Here is a 25926-nt window from a genome sequence, read left to right as displayed (position 1 = left end):
CGATCCATCCAGGCCGCGAGCGGCCGCAGAAAATCAGGCGGTCGGGGCCTTCGACGATCCGGTGAGCGCGCGGAGCAGGCTCACGTCGATCGAGCCGGTCGGGACGTCCGACTCGACCGGCAGGTACATCCGCTGCACCGCCGCCACGATGGCCTCCACCACGCGGTCGCGGAACGCCGGGTCGATGAGCTGCTGCCGATCCGAGGGCGAGGTCAGGTAGCCCACGTCGACCCGCACCGCCGGCATCTTGGTGAGCCGCAGCAGCTCCCAGGTCTTGGCGTGGGTGTGGCAGTCGCGCAGGCCGGTGCGCACGACGATCTCGCGCTGGACCAGCCCGGCGAGCCGCTCGCCCACGACCGACGTCGGGCCGGTGACCGAGCCGTAGTGATAGGTGGCCACCCCGTCGGCGGCTGGGTTGCGGTGCCCGTCGAGGTGGATCGAGATGAGGAGGTCGGCGCCGAGCTCGTTGGCCAAGTGCACCCGGTCACGGTCGCTCAGAGCGCCCGCGGGCTGCGGACCCCTGGTGAGGTTCACCCGCATGCCCGCGGCCGCCAGACGGCCCTCCAGGCGGGCCGCAAGGTCGTAGACGAGGTCCGCCTCCACCCACCGCAGCGGGCCGTCGGGGACGACGTGGCCGGTGTCCGAGCCGCCGTGCCCGGGGTCGATCACGATGCGCTTGCCGAGCAGGGTCGGGCCGGACTCGCGGAATGCCTCGGCCTCGCGCAGCAGCTGCGGCCGGCCGCCGATCACCTTGCGCCCGAGCCGGCGCAGCGCGCCGACCGTGGCCGGGCCGCACTCGCCGTCGGGGCGCAGGCCGACCTCGCGCTGGAACTGGGCTACGGCATGCGCGGTGCGCCCGCCGTAGATGCCGTCGGCGCGGCCCGGGTTGTAGCCCATCTCCAGCAGCCGTTCCTGCAGCTGACGCACGTCGTCGCCGATGTAGGGATCGGCGACGGTGTGGAAGAGCGCGCGCTGCCCGAGCCGCCATCGGGCGGCGTCCAGGGCTCGCCAGGTCTCGTCGCCGACGTCGCCGTCGACGGTCAGGCCCCGGCTCTGCTGGAAGGCCCGCACGGCCCGCTCGACGTCCTCGTCGTAGACCGGATCGCTCGCCGACGGATCGGAGGGCAGGAGGTCCTCCAGGTGCTCCAGCACGACAAGAATGCTGCGGATTTCGGCAACCGCCGCTCCCCGCGCCCCGCGCCGGATCGCACGCATGTGGTCCTCCTGAAAAGCTGTGGCCCCGGGAATCGTACGTGCCCGGCCGAGCACGCCGTTATGGGGCGAATGACCCCGCGCGGCGCCGCGCCCGCGACGCAGCGTACCCCTACCGCCTCGGCACCGCGCTCCAGCGAGCCCGGGCGTGCCGACGCAGACGCAGTGCCCAGGCAGACGGAAACGAACCGCCCCGCCTCCGAGCCGGCGGAGGCGGGGCGATTCGACGAGAAAGCCCGAGGTCAGGCCGGGTCCAGCGCGGACTCGATGAGGCGGACCAGCGCACTCTTCGGGTTGGCTCCGACCACCGACCGGAAGGGCTCGCCGCCCTTGAACACGGTCAGCGTGGGCACCGACAGCACCTGGTACGCGCGGGCGGTCTCCGGGTTACTGTCGATGTCGACCTTGACGATCTTGACCTTGTCGGCGAGCTCGCCGACAGCGATCTCGTTGAGCATGGTCTCGATCTTGCGGCACGGCTGGCACCATTCCGCCCAGAAGTCCACCAGAACCGGAATATCCGATTTGAGGACGTCGACATCAAAGGTCTTGTCGCTGACGGGCTGGATGGCTCCCATGCGCTCTCCCTCTCTTGAGCTGCTGAACAACAACGCTGGTTACAGGGCCGCGATGAACCGCTCGGCGTCGAGAGCCGCGGCGCAGCCGGTGCCGGCGGCGGTGATCGCCTGCCGGTAGGTGTGGTCGACGACGTCGCCGGCGGCGAACACGCCCTCGATGTTGGTGCGGGTGCTCGGCGCGGCCACCTTCACGTAGCCCTCGTCGTCGAGCTCCACCTGGCCGCGGAACAGCTCGCTGCGCGGGTCGTGCCCGATCGCCACGAACACGCCGGAGACGGGCAGGTCGGCCTCATCGCCGTTGGCGATGTTCTTGACGCGCACGCCGCCCACCTTGCCGCCGCCGTCGAGCACCTTGGTCACGACGCTGTTCCACAGCACGTCGATCTTCTCGTTCGACAGCGCCCGCTCGGCCATGATCTTGCTGGCCCGGAACTCGTCGCGGCGGTGGATGATCGTCACCTTGGTGGCGAAGCGGGTGAGGAAGGTCGCCTCCTCCATCGCCGAGTCGCCGCCGCCGACGACCACGATGTTCTCGTTGCGGAAGAAGAAGCCGTCACAGGTCGCACAGGACGAGACGCCACGGCCGAGCAGCTCCTGCTCGCCCGGCACGTGCAGCGGCCGCCAGGCGGAGCCGGTGGCCAGGATGACGGCGCGGGCACGGTACTCCGACTCGCCCACCCACACGCTCTTCACCGGGCCCTCGAGGGCCACTCGGGTCGCGTCGTCGGTGACGAACTCGGCGCCGAACCGCTCGGCCTGCTTGCGCATGCTGTCCATCAGCTCGGGCCCGTTCACCCCGTCGGGGAAGCCCGGGTAGTTCTCCACCTCGGTGGTGGTCACCAGCGCCCCACCGGAGGTGACGCCCTCGATCACCAGCGGCTTGAGATTGGCCCGGGCGGCATAGACCGCAGCCGTATACCCGGCAGGACCGGACCCAACAATGATCAGGTTGCGGACCTCGTCCACGGTCGACTCCTCGAATTCAGCCTGTGCCAGCAAAACGTCATCCTACGAACCGGCAATTCCCGGTGGGCGGTGACTCGTGTGCCACATCACCGCTACGGGGCGGTGGCGCGGTACCGCTCGTCGGCGATCGCCCCGCCGAGACCGCAATCCGGCCCCACGACGACGACGAGCCGCTTGCCGGCGCCGACCCGGGTGCCGTCGAGGAGGACCACCAGGGCGGGCTGCCCCTCGAACGCGGCGTAGTCGGCCAGCACCACCTGACCACCGTATTCCCTGGTGATGGCGGACAGGCAGGCGGCCCGGGCGGCCGGCTGCGCGAGGCGGGCCAGCGGTCCGGTCACGCCCGTCGAGCCCGGCTGTGCCCTCGGCGCGGCCGTGCCGGGCGGGGCCTCGCCGTTCTGCTGCAGGTCGCTCGAGGACTTGCCGTCGGCCGCCATGAGTGGCCGGCTCAGATCGCCGAGGGTGCCCGGCGCGTAGTCCCGCCCGCTGCTGATCACCGGCGCGTCGCTGGCCGCCGCGGCGCCCGGGCCGCCGGCCTCCATGTTCTGGCTGGGCGCCGCGGCCGCCTTGGGCCCGGCCGACGTCGACTGCGAGTCGCTCGCCCCGCCCTGCCGCAGCACCTGCACACCCAGCCCGGCGCAGACCACCACGGCCGCCGCTGCGGCCAGCCCGGCCACCCAGCGCCCCCGGCGCCGCTTGCGCGCCTCCCGGGCCCGCGCCAGGTCCACCACGGCGGCGTCCGCCGGGGGCGCGCTGATCGCCGCGGTCAAGGCCGCGTCCAGCCGCTGTTGCACATCCGGCGGTACCGTCAAAGCTTCGGCACCAAACGCGTGCAACTCGTCACGCACGGCGGCATCGGCGGCCACCAGGGTCGCGTATGCCTCGGCCCATTGCGTGTCGGTGCTCACCAGGTGGCGCACGTCGTCCGCATCGGGGGTGCCGTCGAGCGCCCCGCCGACGAAGTCGGCGAGCCGGTCCAGGTCGGCTTCGGAGAAGGCCGTCACGCGCCACCCTCCTTTCCGGACGCGGATGAAACGTCGGATCCCACGTCGGCCGGTTCGCCGGCCGTCGGCGCCCGGCCGTCGGCCACGGCCCGGACCGCCGCCCGGGTCTCCGCCTGAGCGTCGGCCCGGACCGCCCGCCGGGCGTCGCCGGCGTCGGTCCGGACGTCAGATGGGACGCGGCCGCCGTCGACCGGGTTCCGCAGGTGGCCGAGCAGGAGTGCCAGCCGGGCCCGGCCACGGGCGCACCGGCTCTTGATGGTGCCCTCCGCGACGCCGAGCATCACCGCCGCCTCCGCGACCGAATACCCCTGCACGTCGACCAGCACCAGCGCCGCGCGCTGCTCGGCGGGCAGTTGCTGCAGCGCCTGCCGCACGTCCATCGCCGTGTCGCGGTCGGTCGCGGGCGCCGGTGTGATGTCGGTCTCCGGCAGCGGCACCGTCGGGCGGGCCTGCCGCCGCCGGATCCGGTCCAGGCAGGCGTTGACCACGATGCGGTGCAGCCAGGTGGTGACCGCCGACTCGCCGCGGAAGTTGTTCGCCGCCCGGAAGGCTGACAGCAGCGCGTCCTGCAGCGCGTCCGCGGCCTCCTCGCGGTCGCCGAGGGTGCGCAGCGCCACCGCCCACAGACGGTCGCGATGACGGCGCACCAGCTCGGCGAAGGCGTTGGGATCGCCCGCCGCGTGGGCGTGCAGCAGCCACGTGTCGTCGCGCGTCTCGCGCGCGTCCGGCCCGGCATCGTCCACGGCTCGCACCTTATCGACCGGGCGCGGTCCGTGGGGTCATTGCACGCGGACGGTTATCTCTCCGATAGCCACCCGGTACCGACCGGAGCTGCCCTCCTTCGGCAGCTTCGTGATCCAGACCAGCAGATACCGCGTCTTCTGCTCCGGCCCGTTGAAAATGGTCCGGGTGCCCATGTTCAGCCGCGGCGTGCCGACGACGGTGTACTGCTGGACCGTCTGCTGATCCCCCTGCGCCCCGCTGCCCAGATCGGACGCGCCGGTGCGCAGCTCGCCGTCGGCCCCCGGCGTCTGGAGCACGACCTCGACCGACACCACCTGCTTGGCGTCGCCGAGGTCGATCCACACGCCCATACCGGGCTTCTTGCCGCCGAACTCGGCCTTCGTGTAGCGATCGGTCTTCCAGATCGTGTTCGGATCGCCGTCGACCGCGTTGGCCGCGTCCTGGGTCTCCGAGCGGTCACCGGCCGGGTCGACGATGCGCACCTTGCTCGCGTCGAGCTTGAGCTCGGTCGGCTGCCCGGCCGGCTTGGCCTGCTGCGAGGCGCTGGACCCCGGCGACGAGCTCGGCGGCGTCTCCGGCGTGGCGGGGTCGCCCAGCACCCGCGCGGCGGCGAGCGTGCCGGCCAGCGCGAGGACGAGCAGCCCGACGACACCGACGGCGAGCTTGCGCCCGGCCGGCCGCGGCGGCGCGGTGGACTGCGCCGCTGAGTCGAACGCGGCGAAGTCGACGCGCCCGCCCTCCTCGGCCGCCATCTCCTCGTCGTCGAAGCTGCCGAACGAGGCCAGCTCGCCGGCCAGCGACTCGGCCGACGGCAGCGGAAGATCGGGGTTGAGCAGGTCGGCGACCAGCGAGTCGAGGTGGGCCGGCACACCGGCCCGCACCTGCCGCGGGGACGCCAGCGCGCCGGAGGCGTCGCGCACCCCGTCGGGCACCGAATACACCCCGGCCTCGGCATGGGGCCAGTAGCCGGTCAGCGCGCAGTAGAGGATCGCGCCGATCGCGCGGATGTCGGTCTCCGGCGTCGCCAGATCGTCGGTCCGGGCGTCGGTGAGCACCACCCGCCCGTCGTGCGCGACCAGCACGGTCCCGGGGTGCACGTTGCCATGCGCGATCCCGGTGCCGTGCAGCGCCGCGACCGCGTCGGTCACGGCCCAGGCGATCGCGACCGACCGCCCGGCGTCCAGCGGCCCGGAGGCGACGATCTCGCGCAGCGCGATCCCGTCGACCCACTCACGCACGACGTAGGCCCGCTCGCCCTCGTCGATGGCGTCATACACGCCGACGAGGTGCGGGTGCACGATCCGGCTCGCCGCGACCGCCGCGGCCAGCATCTCCTTGGCGCGCTCCCCGCCGGGGTAGCGCAGGACCACCGCCACGGGGCGGCGCAAGATAACGTCGATGCCGCGGTAGAGCTGGCGGCCCAGCGAGTCGTTGCCGATGTGCTCTTCGAGCTGGTATCGCTCGGCAAGGATTTCACCGACGGATGGGGTGCCGAAGGTCAGGACCTGGGGAATGCCCCCCGAAGCCTTCAGCCCTTCGTCGAGCTCAGCCACCCGTCCTCCCTTCCGATCGGTGTGCGGACCTGTGGCGTCCGTCGTAACGCGAGTCGCAGTCACTAAGCCTAAGCGCTTCGGCAGGGCGCCGGGGTTGACCTTACCTGTCGCCTCTTCCGCTTCCGACACGTCATCATCTCCGGACCACCCCGCACGAGGCCAATTGATCACCCGTGTCGGGACTTGGTGGTCATTTACACTTCACAGACTTTTCACCGAAACGTCCCACCGTGCCGTCCTGCCCCCTGTCCCATTGCCCACCGCCGTCCGGGGAATGCGACAAATCGCCAGTTTTCCCGCATCGCCACACCGGCCGCAGTGACCCCTGAGACCACACGCACCACACGTCCGCGTGGTTCACTCCGCCGGCCACCTTCTACCCCGGCCAAAACATTCACCCAGTCACCCCGGTGACCGGACGGTGAGCGAGCGACCCCGGGGCGGCGCGGCACCGCTCGCCGGGCGAAATGTCCGATCGGCGGGCCGGAGTCCGGACGAATGTCTCCGTGATCATGCTGCCCGCCGGGGCCGCACCACGGGTTTGCCATGATCACGGAGACTTTCGGTACACAGGTGTACACGGACACTCCGTGATCATGAAAAACCCTTGGTGTCGGCAGCGGGTGCGGCATGATCACGGAGACTTCTGGTCGCTGCGCGGTGCTCCGCAGCGGGAAACGTCATGGTCGCGCCACGCCAGATGCGTGGGGGCGTGATCGCGGATCATGCTCGCCGTGGGCGCCCAGACGCGCCGGTGCGTGACCGACTCACCACGCTCGACCGTCGCCGCGCCTGCTGTCGCACCGCGCCCCGTCCGCTCGCGCCCCGTCCGCTCGCGGCGTGCCCGCTCGCGGCGTGCCCGCCGTCTCCGCACCGCGGCGCGTCGAAGGCCCCGAGGCCATCGCGCCTCACCGCACCCCGTCTCGTCGATCGCTCCCCGGGGGCTGTTGCCTCGCCCCGCCCCCGCCCCGCCCCCGCCTCGCCCCGCCCCCGTCCCGCCCCCGCCTCGCCCCGCCCCGCGCGAGCCCGGCCGTCGCCGCGCCAGGCGCCCGCCGTGCTCCCTCTCGCGGCGCGCGCCGGCCGTCGGAGCGCCGGTCCGCGCCCGGGGCTGGTGTGCCGGGTGCCTGGCGTGCCGTGCCGCGGCGACGTGCCGGTGGTCATGGCTTGGCCGGGTCCGCGCGCGGCTCGGTGCGGCAAGGGCGGTGGTGGTCAGCGGCCCAGGCGGGAGCGGATCATGCCAGCGAACTGGCGGACCTCCTGGACCTTCAGGAAGACGGCGGCGACCGCATACACCGCCAGCAGCACCCCGGTGCCGATCACCAGCTGCACGACGCCCTGCAGCTTGCCCGGGTCGATGATCTGGCCGATCAGCCAGGACACGGCCAGGGCGAGCAGGCCGCCGGCCACGGCGGCGATGCCGAGGCGGATCAGCGTGTCGAGCAGGCGGCGCAGGCCCAGGCGGCCCAGGCGGCGGCGGAGCAGGGCGTAGCCCGCGATCAGGGCGACCACGTAGGACAGCGCGGTGCCCACCATGAGCGACGTCGTGACCACGGCGATCGGCAGGACGAAATAGAAGCTGATGTCCAGGATCAGCCGCACGGCGACGCCGCCGATGTTGACCAGGGCCGGCGTCTTGGTGTCGCGCATGGCGTAGAAGACGCTCGTCTGCATCTGGCTGAGCGCGAACGGCACCAGGCCCAGGCCGGCCGCGGCGACCACCGAGCCCGTGGCCAGCGCCTGGTCGTAGCTGTAGCTGCCGAAGTTGAACAGGGTGACGGCCAGTGGCCGGCCGAGGACGACATAGACCGCGGCGGCCGGGATGAGGATCACCGAGGCCAGGCGGCTGGCGTAGGCGAGCTGGTCGGTCACGTCCTCGAAGCGGCCGTCGGCCGCGGCGGCGGAGATGCGGGGCATGATCGCGGTGATGACGGAGACGGCGACGATGCCGTGGGCCATCATGAAGATCAGGAACGCGTTGTTGAAGACGGCGGGGCCCTCGCCGCCGCGGAGCTGGTTGTTCTTGGCCAGGGCCATGACGACCGTGATGCCGAGCTGGTAGACGCCGACGTAGAGCAGCATCCAGGCGCTGAGCTTGGCCAGCTCGCGCAGGTGCAGCTTGCGGAAGTCGAAGCGCCACTTCCAGCGGAAGCCGGTCTTGCGCAGGGCGGGCCACAGGCCGGCCGCCTGCACGATGATGCCGAGCGTGGTGCCGATGCCCAGCACCAGCACCTCGGTGAGGGTGATCGTGTCCGGCGTCGGGCTGGCGCCGCCGCGGACCAGGATGAACAGGCCGGCCGTGACGATGATGACGATGTTGTTGAGGATCGGCGTCCACATCGGGGCGGCGAAGTGGCCGCGCACGTTGAGGATCGCGGCGGAGATGCCGGCCAGGCCGTAGAAGAAGATCTCCGGCAGCAGCAGGTAGGCCAGCAGGGTGATCAGGTCGCGGTCGGCCGTGGTGACCTTGTCGTTGCCGAGGGTGTACATCGCGGTGATCAACGGCGCCGCGAGCACCACGATGAGCGTGGCGGCGCCGAGGGACACGGCGGCCAGGGTCATCAGCCGCTGCGCGTGCGCCTGGCCGCGGTCGGGGTCCTCCTTGCGGGCCCGGACCAGCGTCGGGATGAGCACGCTGGCCAGCACGCCGCCGAGCAGCAGCTCGTAGACCTGGTTGGGCAGGTTGTTGGCCAGCGTGTAGTCGTCGCCGACCACCGCGCCGCCGATCGCCGCCGCGATCGCCGCCGCCCGGATGAACCCGGTGGCCCGGCTGACCAGGCTCAGGATCGCCATCGTGCTGCTGTTGCGCACGACCGTGCCGGTGCTGTCGTCGTCGGCCGCGGACGGCGGTGCGGTCTCCTCCACCACCGGCGCGTCGGCGACCACCTGGGGCCGCGGCGTGAACAGCGGCAGGGCGACCGTGGGCGCGTTGGCCGGGTTGACGGTGATGCCTTCGGGCCGCCGGCCCACGTGCAGCCGCACGGTCTGCCCCGGGTCGGCGTCGGCGGGCGGCGTCGTCGGGAGCACCTCCGTGGGCAGCTCAGGGGCGCGATGGGCCCCGCCGGTCGGGTGCATGGGCACGGTCGGATCGTTGTTCCAACGGCCCCGCCGTGCCGGGTCCTGCCCCGGGTCCATTCGCCACACTCCAACTCGGCCGTTCGTGCAGTCGCAGCACCGACCATAGTGGCACCCACCGACACTTCCGAGGGGTCGTGGATTTGGCGCGACCGGACGCACACCTGGCGGCTACCCTCGGTGCCTGCCCTCCCCATCGCGATAGGCTGACCAACCAATGTCCGAAATGACCCGAGCCCTGACCGAGGCCCAGCGCCGCGCTGTGCACGAGCTGCTGCGTGTCTCCCCCGTCGCCGACGAGCTCGGCCGCCGGTTCGCCGCGGCCGGCCGGGAGCTGCACCTCGTCGGCGGTTCGGTCCGCGACGCGCTGCTCGGCCGCCTCGGCGACGACCTGGACTTCACCACCGACGCCCGGCCCGAGGAGACGCTGCGGATCATCCGTGGCTGGGCCGAGTCCGTGTGGACCACCGGGCAGGAGTTCGGCACCATCGGCCTGGCCCGCCGCGGCCTGCGGATCGAGGTCACGACCTTCCGCGCGGACGCCTATGACCGGGTCAGCCGCAACCCGATCGTCCAGTACGGCGACAACCTGGCCGACGACCTGCGCCGCCGCGACTTCGCGGTCAACGCGATGGCCGTCTCGGTGCCCGGCCACGAGTTCAGCGACCCCTACGGCGGCCTGTCCGACCTCGCCGAGCGCGTGCTGCGCACCCCGGGCAAGCCGGAGGAGTCCTTCGCCGACGACCCGCTGCGCATGCTGCGCGCCGCGCGGTTCGCCAGCCAGCTGGGCTTCGCGGTGGCACCGGAGGTGTATGCCGCGATGACCGCGATGGCGGCCGACCTGTCCCGGATCACCGCCGAGCGGATCCGCGACGAGTTCGTGAAGCTCATGTGCGGCGCCGATCCGATCGCCGGCCTGCGGCTGCTGGTCGACACCGGCCTGGCCGAGCAGTTCCTGCCCGAGCTGTCCGGCCTCAAGCTGGAGATCGACGAGCACGCCCAGCACAAGGACGTCTACGAGCACACGCTGATCGTCGTGCGCAACGCCATCGCCCACGAGCGCGACGGCGCCGACTTCACGCTGCGGATGGCCGCGCTCATGCACGACATCGGCAAGCCGGCCACCAAGGCGGTCGCCCCGGACGGCGGGGTGAGCTTCCACCACCACGAGATCGTCGGCGCCCGGCTGACCAAGCAGCGGATGAAGGCGCTGAAGTTCCCCAAGGACGTGATCTCCGACGTGGCCGAGCTCGTGGCGCTGCACCTGCGCTTCTACGGGTACGGTCGCGGCGAGTGGACGGACTCCGCCGTGCGGCGCTATGTGACCGACGCGGGCCCGCTGCTGCCCCGCCTGCACAGCCTCACCCGATCCGACGTGACCACGCGCAACCGGCGCAAGGCGGCGCAGCTCGCGGCCGACTACGACGCGCTGGAGGAGCGGATCGCGCGCATCGCGGCCGAGGAAGACCTGGCGCGGGTCCGGCCCGACCTCGACGGCAACGCGATCATGGAGCTGCTCGGGGTGCCGCCCGGCCCGATCGTCGGCCGCGCCTGGCGCTATCTCAAGGAGCTGCGCCTGGAGCGCGGGCCGCTCGAGCACGACGAGGCGATCGCCGAGCTCTGGCGGTGGGCCGAGGAGAACGAAGGCATCACGCCACCCGGATCTCGGTGATCTGCACGGCCAGCCGCGGCGGACCGTCCGGCTGGCCGGTCGTGGTCCCGGCGGCGGCGACCCGGTCGAGCAGGTCCAGCCCGCTGGTGACCTGGCCGAAGACCGAGTAATCGGGCGGGATGTCGCTGTCTTGGTACACCACGAAGAACTGCGACCCGTTCGTCCCCGGCCCGGCGTTGGCCATGGCCAGCGTCCCCCGCGGATAGCCCGGCTGCGCCGTGGGCAGGTTCTCCTCCCCGAACTGGTAGCCGGGGGTGCCCGTGCCGGTCCCGCTCGGGTCCCCGCACTGCAGCACATACAGCCCATCCGTAGTCAGCCGGTGACACGGCGTGTCGCTGTAGAAGTCGTCGCGGGACAGGTGGACGAAGGAATTCACGGTGCAGGGGGCCTTGTCGGCGTACAACTCCACCCCGATCGGACCGACGTTGGTCTCGATCGTGGCGGTCGGCCGGCCGCTGACCGTCGAGCGGGGCGCCGGCGTGGCGATCAGGCGCGAGTCCCCGGAGCCGCGGTCGGCGGAGGCGTAGGCGCAGGGCACCCCGGTCGGCGCGGCCGATCGCGCACCCGTCGGTCCGGCCGCGACGGCGCCCGCGCTCGGGCCCGCACTGAGCGTGGTGCCGGCGGTCTGCTCCGGCGCGTCGGAGTCGCCGGCCCGCACGAGCACCAGGACGCCGGCCGCAAGGAGGATCCCGACGCCGCCCGCGACGGGCGCGATCCAGCGCCGCCGCCGGGGCGCCGCTGGCGGGGCCGGGGCCGGCGGGGGCGCCGGGAACTGGGGATCCTCGCTGGTGGAGCGGCGGGTGGCGGCTCGCAGTGACTCGGGGCGGACCGCGCCCGGCACGCCCGGCTCGGGTGCCCGCGGCGGCAGCGGCTCGGCCAGTTCGGGCGGCCGGTGACGACCGGGATCCGGTGGTGTTGACACTGTGTAATTGTACGACTACACAATGCGGTTGGCCTGCTGGCCGTCACCGGGTGTCGGAAGGACGACCTGTGAAGCGTCGTGCATGTGGCGATTCGGCCGGTTCTGCGTGTAGACCCGGTGGGCTACCGTCGCTAGCACGAATCCCCCTCGTCGGCCACACCCTGTGGGGCCGGTAACCCCCGGAAAGACCGAAAATCTGGAGGCAGACATGCAGCCGTGTCCAACCTGCGGCGGCATGGGCATTGATGCGAACGGCTACTGCACGCAGTGCCGCACATATCGCGGCGTCCCGCAGGCGCCGCAGCAGCCGACGAGCGGCACGCCCTACAGCGGCGCACCGTACGGCGGACAGCAGCAGCCCTATGCCGGATACCCTGCGAGCTCGATTCCGTCGTACTCCGACCCCGTCAGCGCGCCGCCGACCGCCTACGGCGCGACCTACGGCGCCGCCCCGAGCGCACCGAGCCGGAACAAGTTCCTCGTGCCGGTCCTGGCCCTCTCCGGCGTGCTCGTGCTCCTGGTCGTCGCGATCGTCGTGGTCGCCGCGCTCAAGAACGGCGGGGACAACAAGAACACCCCGGTGGCCGGCCCGACCAACGGCCCGACCGCCACCGACAAGCCGAGCACCAAGCCGTCGGCCGCGATCGACGAGTGCCTGGTCGGCACGTGGACCACGAAGTCGTACACCGAGCAGATGGTCGTCGAGGGCGTCGGCAACGTTCCGGTCACGCTGCAGAAGAACGGCTCCACGATCAAGTTCACGCCGGACGGCAAGATGACCGAGACGTACAACAACGCCACGTTCACCGGCACTGCCAGCGCCCAGGGGGCGAGCGTGTCGTTCACGATCACGGTCAACGCGTCGGCGAGCGCCGGCGTGGCCACCGTCAACGGCAGCCTGACCTACTCCAACGTGCAGTCCAGCGGCACGATGAACTTCAAGGCGCCGGCCGCGAACATCGACGAGAACGAGCCGTTCGAAGCCACCGACGACCCAGCGAAGTACACCTGCGCCGGCAACACGCTGACCATCACCACGCCGCAGATCAGCCAGACCGCCGACAAGTCGAGCTCCAGCTACTGATCCACCGCTATCGGGTCACGGGGCCCGCCCGAGCCGGCGATGTCGTCGCCGACCCGGCGGGCCCAGCGGCCGCCCAGGGCCGCGTAGCCGGCCGCGGCCAGCAGATATCCGGCCGCTACCACGCTCACCACGGTCGCCGAGCGGCCGTTCTCCGGCAGGGTGAGCGCGCCGATGTACATGCCGATCACCAGGGTCACGTTGAACGCGGTGTCGTTGATGCTGAACACGCGGCCGCGGAATTCGTCGGCGCACTCGTGCTGCAGCGACGTGTCGGTCACGATCTTGATGCCCTGCGCGGCCAGATTGATGACGAAGACCGCGCCGAGCAGCAGCACGGGGTCGAACGGCAGCCCGAAGCCGAGAATGGCCGCCCCGGTCGCGGCCAGCACGACCGTCACCCAGCGCCAGCCGCCGATCCGGCGCGTGATCGGGGGCGTGATGAACGACGCGATGATCATGCCGACGCCGCCCGCGGCAAAAGCGTTCGCGAGGGTACCGAACGAGTCGCTCACGTCGTCGCCGTGGTTGAACACCGTGCGGAAGAGCAACAGGCTGGCGAGCAGGATCACGCCGTACAACAGCCGGAACATGGCCTGGGCGAGCAGCAGGTAGGCGGCGCCGCGCTTGGCCGCGAGATGCCGGACGCCGGCCGCCGTGCCGCGGCTGGTCTCGCCCAGCGCGGTCAGGATCGAGCCGCCCCGCCGCTGCCCGGCCTCTGGGCCGAGCTCGTCGGCGCCGAATGACGCCCAACCGGCGAGGGCCGAGAACAGGTAGAAGACGGCGGCGCCCGCGGCGACCAGCGCGTAGCCGTGAAACGTCGTGGCCAGCACGGTCTTGATGAGCGCCGCGCCGATGCCCAGCCCGACGGAGTAGCTGAGCGAGCCCAGCGTGGCCGAGAACGAGTTGGCGGTCACCAGCATGTGGTCGGCGACCACGTGCGGCGTGGCGGCGGAGAGGCCGGCCAGGAAGAACCGGTTGAGCCCGATCACGACCAGCGCCAGCAGGAACGGCACGGGCGATTTCTCGCCCTGCCAGACGTAGAGCGCGATCGGCAGCACCAGCACCGCGCGGACCAGGTTGGCCACGCTGATGATCGAGCGGCGGCGCCACCGGTCGAGGAACACGCCGACATACGGGCCGACCAGCGAGTACGGCAGCAGCAGGATGGCGAACCCGGCCGCGATCGCCATGCCGCCCGCGCGCTGCTCCGGGTTGAACAGCACGCTGCCGGCCAGCGCGCCCTGGAAGAGCCCGTCGCCCACCTGGGCGACCATCCGGATCCCGACCAGCCGGCGGAACCCGCGCTGCCGCAGCACGGCCCGTACGAAATGGGACTGCGTGCGGGCGGCGACGACGGCGGACACGGCAGTAGCCTACGGCGCCCGGCGCCGCCGCGACGCCGCCCTGACGGCGCGAGGGCCCGCACCATCCTGCGGTGCGGGCCCTCAACCGGATTTCGTCAGGACTTCGGCGCCTCGACCGCGGGCCGGCCGTTGACCGGCTCGGCGTCGTCCGCCGCTCCGCCCAGCCGGCTGAGCAGCTTGGCCAGGTCGATGCCGGTCAGGTCGGTGCCCAGCTGCAGGCCCTGCGCGACGTTGTTCGCCACCGACCTGGTCAGCGACGACGCGCCGTCGGTCGAGATGACGGTCATCTTGTCGATGTTGCCCATCGGGTCGCTGGCCGCTTTGACCACGTCCGGCATCACCCGGACGAGCAGGTCGAGGATCGCGGCCTCGCCGTAGGTGGCGAACGCGTCGGCCTTGAGCTTCATCGCCTCGGCCTCGGCCTGGCCGCGGGCCAGGATCGCCGACGCCTCGGCCGTGCCCTCGCGCTCCAGGGCCTCCGCGATGGCGACGCGCCGGCGCTGCTCCGCCTCGCCTTCCTTGGCACCCTCGATCGCGTTGGCCTCGGCGAGCGCGGCGCGGCGGGACCGCTCGCCCTCACCGGTGAGCCGGGACTGCTCGGCCTGGGCCTGGGCGGCCGCGATGGTCGCCTGCCGCTGCGCCTCGGCCCTGGCGATCGCCGCGTTCTTCTCGGCCTCGGCCTCCTGCTCCACCCGGTACCGCTCGGCGTCGGCCGGCTTGCGCACCTCGGTGTCGAGCTGGCGCTGCTTGAGCTCGGCGTTGCGCTCGGCCACCTTCTGCTGCTCGGCGAGGATCGACTGGTCGCGCTCGGCCTGGGCGAGCGGGCCGGCCGCGGCCGACTTCGCCCTCGCCGCGTCGATCTCGGCCTGGATGGACGCCTGCTTGAGCGACAGGTTGCGGTTGGCCTCGGCGATCGCCTCCTCCGACTTGAGCCGCTCCGACTCGGCGGCCTGCCGGGCCTGCGCCTCGGCGATCGACGCGTCGCGCAGCACCCGGGCCGCCTCGGGCCGGCCCAGGTCGGCCAGGTAGGAGCCCTCGGCGAAGATGTCCTGCAGCTGGAAGGTGTCCAGCACCAGGCCCTGGTTGGTCAGCGAGTGCTCGGCCTCCTCGGCCACCGCGCCGGCGAACGCGGTGCGGTCCCGGATGATCTCCTCGATGGTCAGCCGGCCCACGATCGAGCGCAGCGCGCCGGCCAGGACCTCGCTGGTGAACAGGTCGATGCCCTGCTGCTGGTTGAGGAAGCGCTGGGCCGCGGCGCGGATCGCGTCCTCGGTGCCGCCGACCTTGACGATCGCGACGCCCTGCAGGTTGGCGCGGATGCCCTGCTTGCTCACCGCGCCGGTGATCTCGACGTGGATCCGGCGGCTGGACAGGTCGAGGACCTGCAGCTTCTGCACGATCGGCATCACAAACACGGAGGCGCCCATGACGACCTTCTGGCCGGACAGGTCGGTCGAGCGGGTGCCGTCGACGCCCTGGACCGACTTGCCCTTGCGACCGGTGACGATGAAGGCCTCGTTGGGGCCGGCCACCTTGATCCGCGAGACGATGAAGATCACCAGGAACAGGACCAGCAGCACGGCGCCGCCGATCGCGACCAGCAAAACAGTGTCCATCCGTTTCCCTTCTTTCCGGGGGGTACTTCCAAAAAAGGGACCCCTACAAGGGGGTTTCTTCCACGATCACGCTGGTGGAACTGGTCGCCTCGATCACGAGCACCCGGGCGCCCAGCGGGATGGGCCGGTCGGACCGGGCGCTGAGCTTGACCGGCTGGCCGCCGAGGGAGATGCGGACCTCGCCGTAGCCGCTGCCGGTGATCGCGGTCACGATCACGCCGGTGGTCCCGATCATGTCGTGCTGGGTGGGGGTGGCGTCGGTGCGCATGTTGATCGCCATCCGGGCCAGCCGGGTGGCGAGCCAGGCGGTCGGCAGCGCGGCCACCACGCCGGCCACCACCGGCACCAGCAGGCCGCCGCCGCCGGTCAGCGCCGCCGCGGCGGCCCCGGCGAAGCCGAACGCGCCGATGAAGCCCGCCACGGCGGGCACCGAGAACGCCCCGGCGGCGTCGGGATGGCCGAAGTGGAAAAGGTCCCCGACGAGCACGGACAGGGCCAGCACGACGACGCCCAGGCCGCCGATGACGAGGAACGTCGTTTCCACCGTCCACTCCCTCCAGGCAACTGGAGGGTAGCCCGAGCGCGCCACCCGGCCCGTCCGGCGAAAGGAGCAGAATCGACGCCGTGCGGTGGGTTGAGGTGCAGGCGCCGATCGATGCGCTCGGCGTGGCGGTGGACGACGCCGGCATTTGCCGGATCCGATTCGGCGGCGCGCCGCCCGACCGGGCCGTGTCACCCCCCGACGAGGTGCTCGAGCGGGCCACCGACGAACTGACCCGCTATTTCGCGGGCGAGGCCGTCACCTTCACCGTGCCCCTGTCGGTGCCGGGCGGCTCGCCGTTCGAGCGCGCGGTCTGGCGTCAGCTCTATGTGATTCCGTACGCCGAGATGCGCACCTACGGCCAGATCGCGGCCGCGGTCGGCGAGCCGGACGCGGCCCGCGCCGTCGGCACCGCCTGCAACCGCAATCCAATTCCGGTGATCATTCCCTGCCACCGGGTGGTCGGCGCCGACGGCAAACTCGTCGGTTTCGGCGGCGGCCTGTGGCGCAAGAAGGTGCTGCTGGAGCTGGAGGCCCGCGTCCGCATCGAGCGCGAATTCGGGCTCGGATAAAAAAAGGGGTCGGCGCGCCCTCGCGGGGGCGCGCCGACCCTGTGCTCGGATCTAGCGCTCGATTTCGCCGTTGATGAACTGCTCCACCGACTCGCGCGCGGCGTGGTCGTTGTACTGCACCGGCGGCGACTTCATGAAGTAGCTCGACGCCGACAGGATCGGGCCGCCGATACCGCGGTCCTTGGCGATCTTCGCGGCGCGCAGCGCGTCGATGATGACGCCCGCCGAGTTCGGCGAGTCCCACACCTCGAGCTTGAGCTCAGCGTTCAGCGGCGTGTCGCCGAAGGACTTGCCCTCCAGGCGGATGTACGCCCACTTGCGGTCGTCGAGCCACGGCACGTGGTCGGACGGGCCGATGTGCACGTCGGACTTCACCATCTCGTGCGGAATCTGGGACGTCACCGACTGGGTCTTCGAGATCTTCTTCGACACCAGGCGGGTGCGCTCCAGCATGTTCATGAAGTCCATGTTGCCGCCGAAGTTGAGCTGGTAGGTGCGCAGCAGCTCGACGCCGCGGTCCTCGAACAGCTTCGCCAGGGACCGGTGCACGATCGTCGCGCCGACCTGGCTCTTGATGTCGTCGCCCACGATCGGCAGCCCGGCGTCGGCGAACTTCTGCGCCCAGACCGGGTCGGAGGCGATGAAGACCGGCAGCGCGTTGACGAAGGCGCAGCCGGCGTCGATCGCGGACTGCGCGTAGAACTTGTCGGCCGCCTCGGAGCCCACCGGCAGGTAGGACACGACCACGTCGACCCGCGCGGCGCGCAGGGCGGCGGCCACGTCGACCGGCTGCTCGTCGGACTCCTCGATGATCTCGCGGTAGTACTGGCCCATGCCGTCGAGCGTCGGGCCGCGCTGGACGGTCACGCCGGTCGGCGGCACGTCGCAGAACTTGATGGTGTTGTTCTCGCTGGCGCCGATCGCGGCCGCGAGGTCCTGACCGACCTTCTTCGCGTCGACGTCGAACGCCGCCACGAACTCGACGTCGCCGACGTGGTAATCGCCGAACTTGACGTGCATCAGACCCGGTACCCGGTCATTCGGGTCGGCGTTGCGGTAGTACTCCACGCCCTGAATCAGGGACGAGGCGCAGTTGCCGACACCGACGATGGCAACGCGGACGGAGCTCATCGCGGATGCCTCCTTCTTGTTGTTCACGATGACCGCTCCGGTCCTTCTGCCGAAGGCGGCTGAGGGGTGGTGCCATTGCGTTCGTTCGCGATGAGCTCTTCGAGCCAGCGGACCTCGCGCTCGCAGGCGTCGAGGCCGTGGCGCTGCAGCTCGAGCGTGTATGCGTCGAGCCGCTCGGCGGCCCGGCCGAGCACATCGCGCAGGCCCTCACGGCGCTCCTCGACGCGCCGCCGGCGACCCTCCAGGATTCGCAGCCTGGTGGCCGGGTCGGTGCGGGCGAAGAACGCGAAGTGAACCCCGAAACCGGCCTCGCTGTCGTAGGTCTCGGGGCCGGCGGCACTGAGCAGCTCCTGGAAGTGCTCCTTGCCTTCGGCGGTGATCGTGTAGACCACGCGGCCCCGCTTACTCGTGAGCAGGGGCACGTCCTCGGTGCTCGCCGGCTTGCCCGCCGGCGGCGCACCCTCGGTGATCCAGCCGTCCGCCTGCAGACGGCGCAGCGTCGGATAGAGGGAGCCGTAGCTGATCGCGAAGCGGAACGCCCCGAGCTTGGTCGTCAGCTGCTTGCGCAGCTCGTAACCGTGCATCGGGGACTCGTGCAGGAGACCCAGGATCGCCAGATCGAGCACTCCCGGCCTCCTCCCATTAACCCGCCCGATGTATCGGGCCGATACATCGAACGGTAAGCCGCGGCCGGGGCGGATGCAACAAAACCGCCAAAGTGGCTTCGCACACAGCGCTGGTCGTCTATCGGACGACTACCGATCGTGACCGAGGTCGCCTCATCCGGCGGGACCGCGTACCCTCGGCCCCATGCGTACCCAGCGTCAGGTCGTTGACTTCTCCTTGCGGAGACGCGCCCTGCTACGTGAGGTGCACTCGGGCCGCGTCGGCACCTATGAGGTGTGCGACGCGTCGCCATACCTGAAGAGCGCAGCGAAATTCCACGGCGAGCCTACGGACGAGCTCTGCCCCGTCTGCCGCCGTGAGAATCTCACCCACGTGCATTACATCTACGGGGATGAGCTGCGGCAGTCCTCCGGCCAGGCCAGGCGCCTCGCCGAGCTGCCCATCCTGGCGATGACGCTGAGTGAGTTTCACGTCTACGTGGTGGAGGTCTGCCGCGCGTGCGGCTGGAACCACCTCGTCGAGCAGTATCTCCTCGGCCGGGACGGCCTGACCGCCGAGCCCGACGACGGCGAACGGCCGTCGCGGCTGCGGGGAGGCGCGGCCGAGTGAACCTCTTGCGCGTCTCGGCGCGTTGTCATCAACGAGGGGCCGAAGTTCGCGCGCTGCCTGCTAGGGCCCAGCGTGCGTGCCAACCGGGCCGAGCCGTACCGGCCGCCGCCGGAGTGGCTCAGCTCACAGACATGACGGCGACGGAGCATGCGACAACGATGCAACCGGCAAGGTGGGACGAATGAACTACGGTGACCCGAGCAATCCCCAATCGGGCCGCGCGCAGGTTCCCGGAATCCAGCCGGAACCGCCATCCTTCAATGCACCCGGGTCACCGGCCCCGCCGGCCGGCCGGGCGCAGGTGGGGCGCGCGAGCGTGGGCCGGGCCAATGTCGGCGGTGCCAGCGGATCGGCGAGCGTCGGTTCCGCGAGTGTCGGATCAGCGAGCGTGGGAGCCGCGCGGGTGTCCCCCACCGGCGAGCCGGTGACCGGCCGCGCCACGGTGGGCTCCGCGTCGGTGCCGGGCGCGGGCGCCTCCGGCCGGGCCACGGTCGGCCGCGCCGTCGTCGGCGCCGCGCCGGTCGGCGACATCCTCGAAGGCCCGGGCGGGCCCGCCGGGCCACCGGGCGGCGGGCCGCCGAACCGGGGCGGCAAGGGCGGCCCGGGCGGCACGGCCAAGGCGAAGAAGCGCCGCCGCCGCAACATCATCATCGCCGCCATCGCCGCGTTCATCATGATCGCGGGCATCGGCATGGTCAGTGGTACGTACTACTTCGACCAGGTCGCCCTGCCCGACGAGCTCACGTTGAACCAGTCGACCACGATCTACTACTCCGACGGCGTCACCCCGATGGGCCGCATCGGCGAGAACCGCACGGTCGTCCCGATCGACAAGATCCCGCCGGACGTCCGGCACGCGGTCGTCGCGGCCGAGGACAACAGCTTCTACACCAACGACGGCGTCGACTACAAGGGCGTCATCCGCGCCGCCTGGAACAACGTCAGCGGCGGCGACCGGCAGGGCGCTTCGACGATCAGTCAGCAGTATGCGCGGAAGTGGGCCGACCTCGAGGGCGTCACCTACGCGCGCAAGGTGCGCGAGGCCGTCATCGCGCTGAAGCTCAACCAGCAGTACAGCAAAGACGAGATCATGGCGATGTACCTCAACATCGTCGACTTCGGCCGGGGCGCCTCCGGCATCGAGGCGGCGGCGCAGGCGTATTTCGGCAAGCACACTGAGCAGCTGAACATGAACGAGGGCATGTTCCTGGCCGGCCTGATCAAGAACCCTTACGGCACCGGCAAGGGCAGCCCGTTTGACCCGAACATCGACAAGCAGCAGGCCCAGGAGCGCTTCGACTACATCAAGGGCCAGATGCTCAAGCTCGGCTTCTGCTCCGAGGCCGAGGCGCCCCAGAAGATGGCGTATCCGACCACGATCCTCACCCCGGCGCAGGCGCGTGCCAACAACTCCAACGCGCAGAACTTGGACCGGCCCGAGGGTCTGATCATTCACCACGTCCTCGGCGAGGTCGCGGCGCTGAAGGACCCGAAGACCGGCGACCTGCTCTACGAGGACACCGACGGCGAGGGCAACAAGAACTTCGACCGGATTCGCAACGGCGGCCTCAAGATCGTCACGACGATCGACAAGGACGTGCAGCCGATCGCGGTGCGCGAGGCGAGCCGCAACAAAGACTCCAACATGGACGGCCAGAAGGACAACCTGCAGGCCGCGCTCGTCGCGGTCGAGCCCGGCACCGGTGCGGTGAGGGCGTATTACGGCGGCGACTCGGGCAACGGCAACGATTATGCCGGCTACTACAACGATCCAGTTCTCGGCGACGGCAAGGACAGCTGCTGCGGCGGCCACCCGCCCGGCTCGACGTTCAAGGTCTACACCTTGGCCACCGGCCTGATGGCCGGTTACCGGATCGACTCGATGTGGAACGGTGAGTCCCCGCAGGACTTCCCGGCCAGCGGCCGTACCGCCAAGAACGGCAACCCGGTGAAGAACGCCGGCGACGGCTCCCCGTCGTCGCCCAAGTGCGAATCCGGCAGCGGCAAGTGGTGCACCCTCGCAGAGGTCACGGAAATGTCGCTCAACGTGCCGTTCTTCGCGCTCACCGAGAAGGTCACCGCGGCCAAGGTGATCGACACGGCGCGCGCCGCCGGCATCACCGACATGTGGGCCACCGTCGACAACAAGCCGACCAAGATCGACCTTGTGGCCAACGACGGCGCCAAGGTGTCGCCGAAGTACTTCCAGACCGAGGTCGGCTTCGGCCAGTATCCGGTAACGGTCCTCGAGCACGCCGGCGGCATCGCCACCTTCGCCGCCCGCGGCCTGGCCGCCAAGACGCACTTCCTCAAGGAGGTGTGGACCGGTAGCACGAAGACCTACGCCGAGGTCATCAACCCGAAGCGCATCCCGGGCTTCACCGATCAGATGGCCGACGACCTCAACACGGTGCTGCAGCGCGTACCGAAGCATTACGGCCTCACGATGAAGGACGGGCGGCAGGTCGCCGGCAAGACCGGCACCTGGCAGTACGGCGTCAACGCCTCGGGCAACGCGCACGCCTGGATGGTTGGCTACAGCGCCTACGACCCGTCCAAGAAGTCGCCCGGCCTGGCGGTCGCGGTGTGGGTCGGGAACAAAGACAAGGAACAGCCGCTTATCGACAAGAACAAGAAGGCCATCATCGGTGGTTCGCTACCGGGTCCGATCTGGCACGACTTCCTCAACGATGCGCTGACGAAGCTCAAAGAGCCGAAGATCGGCTTCCCGCCGCCGAAGATGACCGGCCGGATCGACGTGGGCACCGGCGTCTCGCCGCAGCCGAGCGTGCCGGTGTTCCCCGACCCGAACAACCCGGGCGGCCCGGGCATCCCGGGCGACCCCAACCAGGGCGGCAACGGGCAGACGCAGAACCCGGGCGGCAACGGCGGCGGCAACGGATTCCCGACCACCTCACCCACCCGAAGACGCTAGTCACCGAAGGGTGGCTGCGTGCGGCCACGGCTCCGGCGGTATGTTCGCCGGGACCGTGGCCGCATCGATTTGGGGGTGTATGCGTTGGAGGCGGACAGGCGCAAGGTCGTCGTCCGGTGGGTGCTCCTCGGGCTCTTCGTGGCCCTCGTCGTTTACGGCCACATCTGGTATCGCAACCGCCACGACTGGTTCGACCTGGGCATCTACCGCCAGGCCGTGAACTGGTGGCTCGGCGGCCACGACCTCTACGACTACGTCAAGCCCGACGACACGCAGGGTGCCCTCGGCTTCACCTACCCGCCGTTCGGCGCGCTGGTGCTCGTGCCGTTCGCGGTGCTGCCCTGGATCCCGGCCGTCGTGCTCTACAGCGTGATCACCGTCGCGGCCACCCTCGTCACCACCTACTGGCTGGTCGCCCCGATCGCCCGGCGCCAGGGCTGGAACCTGCCCTTCGCCCTCATCCTGGCCCTGACCGTGATCAGCGCGCTGGAGCCGATCCGGGAAAACTACACGTTCGGCCAGATCAACATGGTCCTGATCCTGCTGATCCTGGCCGACCTGCTCGTGCTGCTGCCCCGCGGCAGCAAGTGGGCGGGTGTGCTCATCGGCATCGCCGCCGCGATCAAGCTCACCCCGGCCATCTTCATCGTGTACCTCCTGATCAGCCGCCGCTACCGGGCCGGGCTGACGGCCATCGCGAGCGGCGCGGCGGCGAGCCTGGTGGCGGCCGCCATCGGTCCGCGCGCCTCCTGGGACTTCTGGACCGACGCGCTGTGGCAGGGCGAGGGCATCGGCAACGCCGCCTACACGTTCAACCAGTCCTACTACGGCATGCTGGCGCGGTTCGCCGCCCCGCACGACGCCAACACCCTGATCTGGGCCGCGCTGGCGCTGCCGACCCTGGGCTTCGGGCTCTGGCGGGCCCGCCGCGCGGCGCTCGCCGGCGACGAGGTGGCCGGCCTGACCCTCACCGGCCTCGTCGGCTGCCTGATCAGCCCGATCACCTGGGTCCACCACATCTACTGGTTCGTGCCGGCGATCATCGTGCTCGCCGCGGTGCGCCGCCGGGCCTGGCTGGCCGTGGTCATCGCGGTCACCGTGGGGCTGGGCCTGGTGTCCTGGTTCGAGCAGGGCCTGCCGGTCGACCCCTGGGGCCACGGCGTGCCCGGCTTCCTGATCAAGAATTGGTACCTGCTGCTGATGGTCGCCCTGCTGTTCGCCCTGCCGATCCGCGCGGACTCCCGCCTCGCGCCGGGCCTTTCACCCGCCTCCGAGCCCGCGACGGTACGGTGACGCAATGCCGATCCAGCCGAGTGTGCGCCCTGAGCATGTGGTCGACGAGCCCGCCAACTCCGACCGCTTCATCAACGGCCTGTCCGAGTCGATCGGCGGCCCTCTCGGTTCTCACGCCGTCCGGCGCGGCTGGCTGCCCGGCGGCGGCCGGTTCTGGACGCCGGCCCGCGTGGTGCTCCTGCTGATCTGCGCCATGCTGAGCTTCCACTGGATGCAGAAGTCCCCCTGCCGCGACGCCGCGTGGGTGGACATGAAGCAGTACAAGTACTTCTGCTACACCGACGTCCTCGCGCTCTACTACGCCGAGGGCCTCAACGAGGGCCAGGTCCCCTACGCCGACCACCAGGTCGAGTATCCGGTGCTGACCGGCGCGTTCATGGGCGTCCTCGGCCTGCCGGTGCACGACCTGCACCAGCGCGGCATCGTCCAGAACGACGGCCAGACGTTCTACGACGTCAACGCCATCGTCCTCGGCGCCTTCGGCATCGTGGCCGTGGCCGCCACCCTCGCGGTGCGCCGCCGCCGCCCGTGGGACGCCGCCCTGCTCGCCCTGGCGCCGGCACTGTTCGTGTCGGCGACCGTCAACTGGGACCTGTTCACGGTCGGCCTCACCGCCGTGGCAATGGCCTACTGGGCCAAACGAAAACCCGTGCTCGCCGGCGTCTTTCTCGGCCTGGCGACCGCGGCGAAGTTCTATCCGATGCTGATCATCGGCGCGCTGCTCGTGCTGAGCATCCGCACCGGCAAATGGCGCGACTTCTTCATAGCCGTCAGCACCGGCGCCGTCACCTGGCTCGCGCTGAACGCGCCCGTCGCCTTCTTCTTCTGGGACGCGTGGGTCAAGTTCTGGCAGTTCAACCAGCTGCGCGGAATCGACTGGGGCACCCTGTGGTACATCGGGGCGCACTTCCCGCGCGGTTCCGGGCAGTACGGCTTCCCGTTCTTCCAGAACCTCGACACCGACCCCCAGCACGCCACGCTCAACATCCTCTACCTGGGCCTGTTCCTGATCTGCTGCGCGGGCATCCTGATCCTCGGCCTGACCGCGCCGAAGGAGCCCCGCCTCGCCCAACTGGCGTTCCTGATCGTCGCCGCGTTCCTGATCACCGGCAAGGTCTGGTCGCAGCAGTACGTCCTGTGGCTGATCCCCCTGGCCGTGCTGGCCCGCCCCCGCTGGGGCGCATTCTTGGCCTGGCAGGTGGCCGAGGTCCTCTACTTCGTCTCCTTCTACGGCGAGCTCATGGGCGCCTCCGGCCGCCAGGTCTTCCCCGAAGGCGTGTTCGTGCTGGCCTCACTCCTGCGCCTGGTCACCCTCGCCGTCGTGGTCGGCTTCGTCATCCACGACATCCGCCACCCGGAGACCGACGTCGTGCGCCACACCTACGAGGGCCAGGACCCCGACGGCGGCGTCTACAACGACGACCACCTCAACGAGGAGCCCCTCGAACCCCCACCCTCCCCAGCCCTGGCCCGAGCGGTTTAGCCGGTTTCACGTGAATCAACAACGACCCGGCTCGATGCCCCACCTCGAGCCGGGTCGCCGTCCTTAGCGTTCCGCCAACCTCCGCCGAGGCCTCCTACCCGTCCTCTACCGCCGCCGCTCGCCCGGCCCTCGCCCCGGCGATCGGTCCCGGCCCTCCCGACCCCCGTCCCACAGCCCTCGACCCCCGACCCCTCGCCCCTCGGTCCCTGGCCCCCGGTCCCTGGTCCATGGCCCCTCGGCCCCTCGGTCCCTGGTCCCTGGCCCCCGGCCCCTGGCCCCCGACGCCTTGGTCCCCGACCCTTGGTCCCCGGCCCCGACATGGCCGCAGCTCTGTGACCCGACCGCCAGCCATGCGCGGCCCGCCTGCTTGTCGGCCGGGCGCCGCGCCCTAAGCCCGCCCTCTTGGGCGTGACGTCGCCGGCCCGGCACGGCCGTGATGTTGCGCGTGCGGCCGGCGTGGCCGGTTCGCAGCCGCCGTGCTCCGCCCGGACCCCGCACCCCCGCACCGGCCGGCGCCACCCGGAATCGACACCGCTGGCCGTCATCCCCGCCGGCGACCAAATGGTGCCCGGCCCGCGCGTCCAGGCACCCCGGGGCGGGCACGATCGGCGATCACGTCTCACATGCCGGGCACTACAGGCCGCAGCGACCGGAAGTCTCCGCGATCATGCCGAACCTGGCACCGACACCAACGGTTTTTCATGATCACGGAGTGCTGATGTACCCCCGTGTACCAGAAGTCTCCGGGATCATGAAAAACCCGGTGTGCGGTCACCGCGGGCATCATGATCACGGAGACATACGTCCGCCCCGGCCGTGCGGATCGGATGGTGCGCCCGGCGGGTGCGACATACGCAACGTCCGCCGCGCCCGCCCCGCCCCGCCGTGCCGAGCCGGGGCGGGGCGGGCCGAGCCGAGCCGGGGTGGGGCGAGCCGGGGTGGGGCGGG

General features: G+C 71.0%; 19 protein-coding genes and 1 pseudogene. 7 read left to right on the top strand and 13 right to left on the bottom strand.

Annotated elements, in window-relative coordinates:
* Window positions 1-33: 33 nt before the first annotated feature.
* The 7 genes and pseudogenes from ACQPXD_RS56400 to murJ all read right to left on the bottom strand — a co-directional run bounded on the left by ACQPXD_RS56400 (window position 34) and on the right by murJ (window position 9129).
* Complete coding sequence (locus ACQPXD_RS56400) at window positions 34-1215, bottom strand: N-acetylmuramoyl-L-alanine amidase (RefSeq protein ID WP_432833497.1); 1182 nt, start codon at window positions 1213-1215, stop codon at window positions 34-36.
* A 239-nt stretch (window positions 1216-1454) separates the two neighbouring features.
* A complete protein-coding gene (trxA, locus tag ACQPXD_RS56395; RefSeq protein WP_432833495.1) occupies window positions 1455-1790 on the bottom strand; it encodes a thioredoxin in 336 nt (111 codons plus the stop codon).
* Between the two features lie 39 nt (window positions 1791-1829).
* The gene (gene trxB, locus ACQPXD_RS56390) at window positions 1830-2756 is read right to left on the bottom strand and encodes a thioredoxin-disulfide reductase (protein WP_432844346.1); all 927 of its coding nucleotides are present in this window, start codon (window positions 2754-2756) and stop codon (window positions 1830-1832) included.
* 92 nt (window positions 2757-2848) lie between these two features.
* Window positions 2849-3760 (bottom strand): hypothetical protein, encoded by a 912-nt coding sequence (locus ACQPXD_RS56385; protein WP_432833493.1) that lies wholly within the window; start codon window positions 3758-3760, stop codon window positions 2849-2851.
* Window positions 3761-3888: 128 nt separating this feature from the next.
* Window positions 3889-4512 (bottom strand): annotated as a pseudogene (gene sigM / locus ACQPXD_RS56380) (RNA polymerase sigma factor SigM); the annotation flags it as partial.
* 27 nt (window positions 4513-4539) lie between these two features.
* A complete protein-coding gene (locus ACQPXD_RS56375) occupies window positions 4540-6057 on the bottom strand; it encodes a protein kinase family protein (RefSeq protein WP_432833491.1) in 1518 nt (505 codons plus the stop codon).
* Between the two features lie 1209 nt (window positions 6058-7266).
* Entirely contained in the window at window positions 7267-9129 is a 1863-nt protein-coding gene (gene murJ / locus ACQPXD_RS56370) for a murein biosynthesis integral membrane protein MurJ (RefSeq protein WP_432844344.1), read from the bottom strand.
* Window positions 9130-9355: 226 nt separating this feature from the next.
* Between murJ and ACQPXD_RS56365 the strand changes: the two genes are divergently transcribed.
* A complete protein-coding gene (locus tag ACQPXD_RS56365; protein WP_432833489.1) occupies window positions 9356-10801 on the top strand; it encodes a CCA tRNA nucleotidyltransferase in 1446 nt (481 codons plus the stop codon).
* On the opposite strand, the gene ACQPXD_RS56360 is transcribed toward ACQPXD_RS56365, so the two are convergent.
* A complete protein-coding gene (locus ACQPXD_RS56360; protein ID WP_432833487.1) occupies window positions 10779-11723 on the bottom strand; it encodes a peptidylprolyl isomerase in 945 nt (314 codons plus the stop codon). The two genes, ACQPXD_RS56365 and ACQPXD_RS56360, sit on opposite strands and share 23 nt — an antisense overlap.
* Before the next feature lie 235 nt (window positions 11724-11958).
* On the opposite strand from ACQPXD_RS56360, the gene ACQPXD_RS56355 reads away from it, so the two are divergent.
* Window positions 11959-12807, top strand: coding sequence for a hypothetical protein (locus ACQPXD_RS56355; RefSeq protein ID WP_432833486.1), 849 nt, complete (start codon window positions 11959-11961; stop codon window positions 12805-12807).
* On the opposite strand, the gene ACQPXD_RS56350 is transcribed toward ACQPXD_RS56355, so the two are convergent.
* The 3 genes from ACQPXD_RS56350 to ACQPXD_RS56340 all read right to left on the bottom strand — a co-directional run bounded on the left by ACQPXD_RS56350 (window position 12801) and on the right by ACQPXD_RS56340 (window position 16331).
* The gene (locus ACQPXD_RS56350) at window positions 12801-14171 is read right to left on the bottom strand and encodes an MFS transporter (RefSeq protein ID WP_432833484.1); all 1371 of its coding nucleotides are present in this window, start codon (window positions 14169-14171) and stop codon (window positions 12801-12803) included. The two genes, ACQPXD_RS56355 and ACQPXD_RS56350, sit on opposite strands and share 7 nt — an antisense overlap.
* A gap of 95 nt (window positions 14172-14266) precedes the next feature.
* On the bottom strand, window positions 14267-15787 hold the full coding sequence (locus ACQPXD_RS56345; protein WP_432833482.1) for a flotillin family protein: 1521 nt from the start codon (window positions 15785-15787) through the stop codon (window positions 14267-14269).
* A 43-nt stretch (window positions 15788-15830) separates the two neighbouring features.
* Window positions 15831-16331, bottom strand: a complete 501-nt coding sequence (locus ACQPXD_RS56340; RefSeq protein ID WP_432833480.1) for an NfeD family protein — start codon at window positions 16329-16331, stop codon at window positions 15831-15833.
* A 95-nt stretch (window positions 16332-16426) separates the two neighbouring features.
* Here ACQPXD_RS56340 and ACQPXD_RS56335 point away from each other — a divergent pair, with 95 nt between their 5' ends.
* Window positions 16427-16900: a methylated-DNA--[protein]-cysteine S-methyltransferase gene (locus ACQPXD_RS56335; protein WP_432833478.1), complete on the top strand. Its 474-nt coding sequence runs from the start codon at window positions 16427-16429 to the stop codon at window positions 16898-16900.
* 51 nt (window positions 16901-16951) lie between these two features.
* Here the strand turns inward: ACQPXD_RS56335 and ACQPXD_RS56330 are convergent, their stop codons facing one another.
* Both ACQPXD_RS56330 and ACQPXD_RS56325 read right to left on the bottom strand, forming a co-directional pair.
* On the bottom strand, window positions 16952-18031 hold the full coding sequence (locus ACQPXD_RS56330; RefSeq protein ID WP_432833476.1) for an inositol-3-phosphate synthase: 1080 nt from the start codon (window positions 18029-18031) through the stop codon (window positions 16952-16954).
* Window positions 18032-18054: 23 nt separating this feature from the next.
* Window positions 18055-18657 (bottom strand): PadR family transcriptional regulator, encoded by a 603-nt coding sequence (locus ACQPXD_RS56325; RefSeq protein WP_432833474.1) that lies wholly within the window; start codon window positions 18655-18657, stop codon window positions 18055-18057.
* Window positions 18658-18841: 184 nt separating this feature from the next.
* Between ACQPXD_RS56325 and ACQPXD_RS56320 the strand changes: the two genes are divergently transcribed.
* The 4 genes from ACQPXD_RS56320 to ACQPXD_RS56305 all read left to right on the top strand — a co-directional run bounded on the left by ACQPXD_RS56320 (window position 18842) and on the right by ACQPXD_RS56305 (window position 24978).
* Entirely contained in the window at window positions 18842-19267 is a 426-nt protein-coding gene (locus ACQPXD_RS56320) for a DUF5318 domain-containing protein (protein WP_432833472.1), read from the top strand.
* A gap of 403 nt (window positions 19268-19670) precedes the next feature.
* Window positions 19671-22202, top strand: a complete 2532-nt coding sequence (locus tag ACQPXD_RS56315; protein WP_432833470.1) for a transglycosylase domain-containing protein — start codon at window positions 19671-19673, stop codon at window positions 22200-22202.
* An 84-nt stretch (window positions 22203-22286) separates the two neighbouring features.
* Window positions 22287-23495, top strand: coding sequence for a glycosyltransferase 87 family protein (locus tag ACQPXD_RS56310; protein ID WP_432833468.1), 1209 nt, complete (start codon window positions 22287-22289; stop codon window positions 23493-23495).
* Window positions 23496-23499: 4 nt separating this feature from the next.
* On the top strand, window positions 23500-24978 hold the full coding sequence (locus ACQPXD_RS56305; RefSeq protein ID WP_432833466.1) for a glycosyltransferase family 87 protein: 1479 nt from the start codon (window positions 23500-23502) through the stop codon (window positions 24976-24978).
* Window positions 24979-25926: the final 948 nt, after the last annotated feature.

The organism is Dactylosporangium sp. CA-092794, from assembly GCF_050948465.1.
Classification (GTDB): domain Bacteria; phylum Actinomycetota; class Actinomycetes; order Mycobacteriales; family Micromonosporaceae; genus Dactylosporangium.
Note: the sequence above shows the minus strand (reverse complement) of the source record. Positions and strands in the feature narration are given on the sequence as shown.

Excerpts from the sequence above, each read along its gene's own strand:
- ACQPXD_RS56400 (WP_432833497.1), bottom strand. The coding sequence starts at position 1,215 with ATGCGTGCGATCCGGCGCGGGGCGCGGGGAGCGGCGGTTGCCGAAATC.
- ACQPXD_RS56305 (WP_432833466.1), top strand. The coding sequence starts at position 23,500 with ATGCCGATCCAGCCGAGTGTGCGCCCTGAGCATGTGGTCGACGAGCCC.
- ACQPXD_RS56320 (WP_432833472.1), top strand. The coding sequence starts at position 18,842 with ATGCGTACCCAGCGTCAGGTCGTTGACTTCTCCTTGCGGAGACGCGCC.
- ACQPXD_RS56365 (WP_432833489.1), top strand. The coding sequence starts at position 9,356 with ATGACCCGAGCCCTGACCGAGGCCCAGCGCCGCGCTGTGCACGAGCTG.
- ACQPXD_RS56355 (WP_432833486.1), top strand. The coding sequence starts at position 11,959 with ATGGGCATTGATGCGAACGGCTACTGCACGCAGTGCCGCACATATCGC.
- murJ (WP_432844344.1), bottom strand. The coding sequence starts at position 9,129 with ATGCACCCGACCGGCGGGGCCCATCGCGCCCCTGAGCTGCCCACGGAG.
- ACQPXD_RS56345 (WP_432833482.1), bottom strand. The coding sequence starts at position 15,787 with ATGGACACTGTTTTGCTGGTCGCGATCGGCGGCGCCGTGCTGCTGGTC.
- ACQPXD_RS56330 (WP_432833476.1), bottom strand. The coding sequence starts at position 18,031 with ATGAGCTCCGTCCGCGTTGCCATCGTCGGTGTCGGCAACTGCGCCTCG.
- trxA (WP_432833495.1), bottom strand. The coding sequence starts at position 1,790 with ATGGGAGCCATCCAGCCCGTCAGCGACAAGACCTTTGATGTCGACGTC.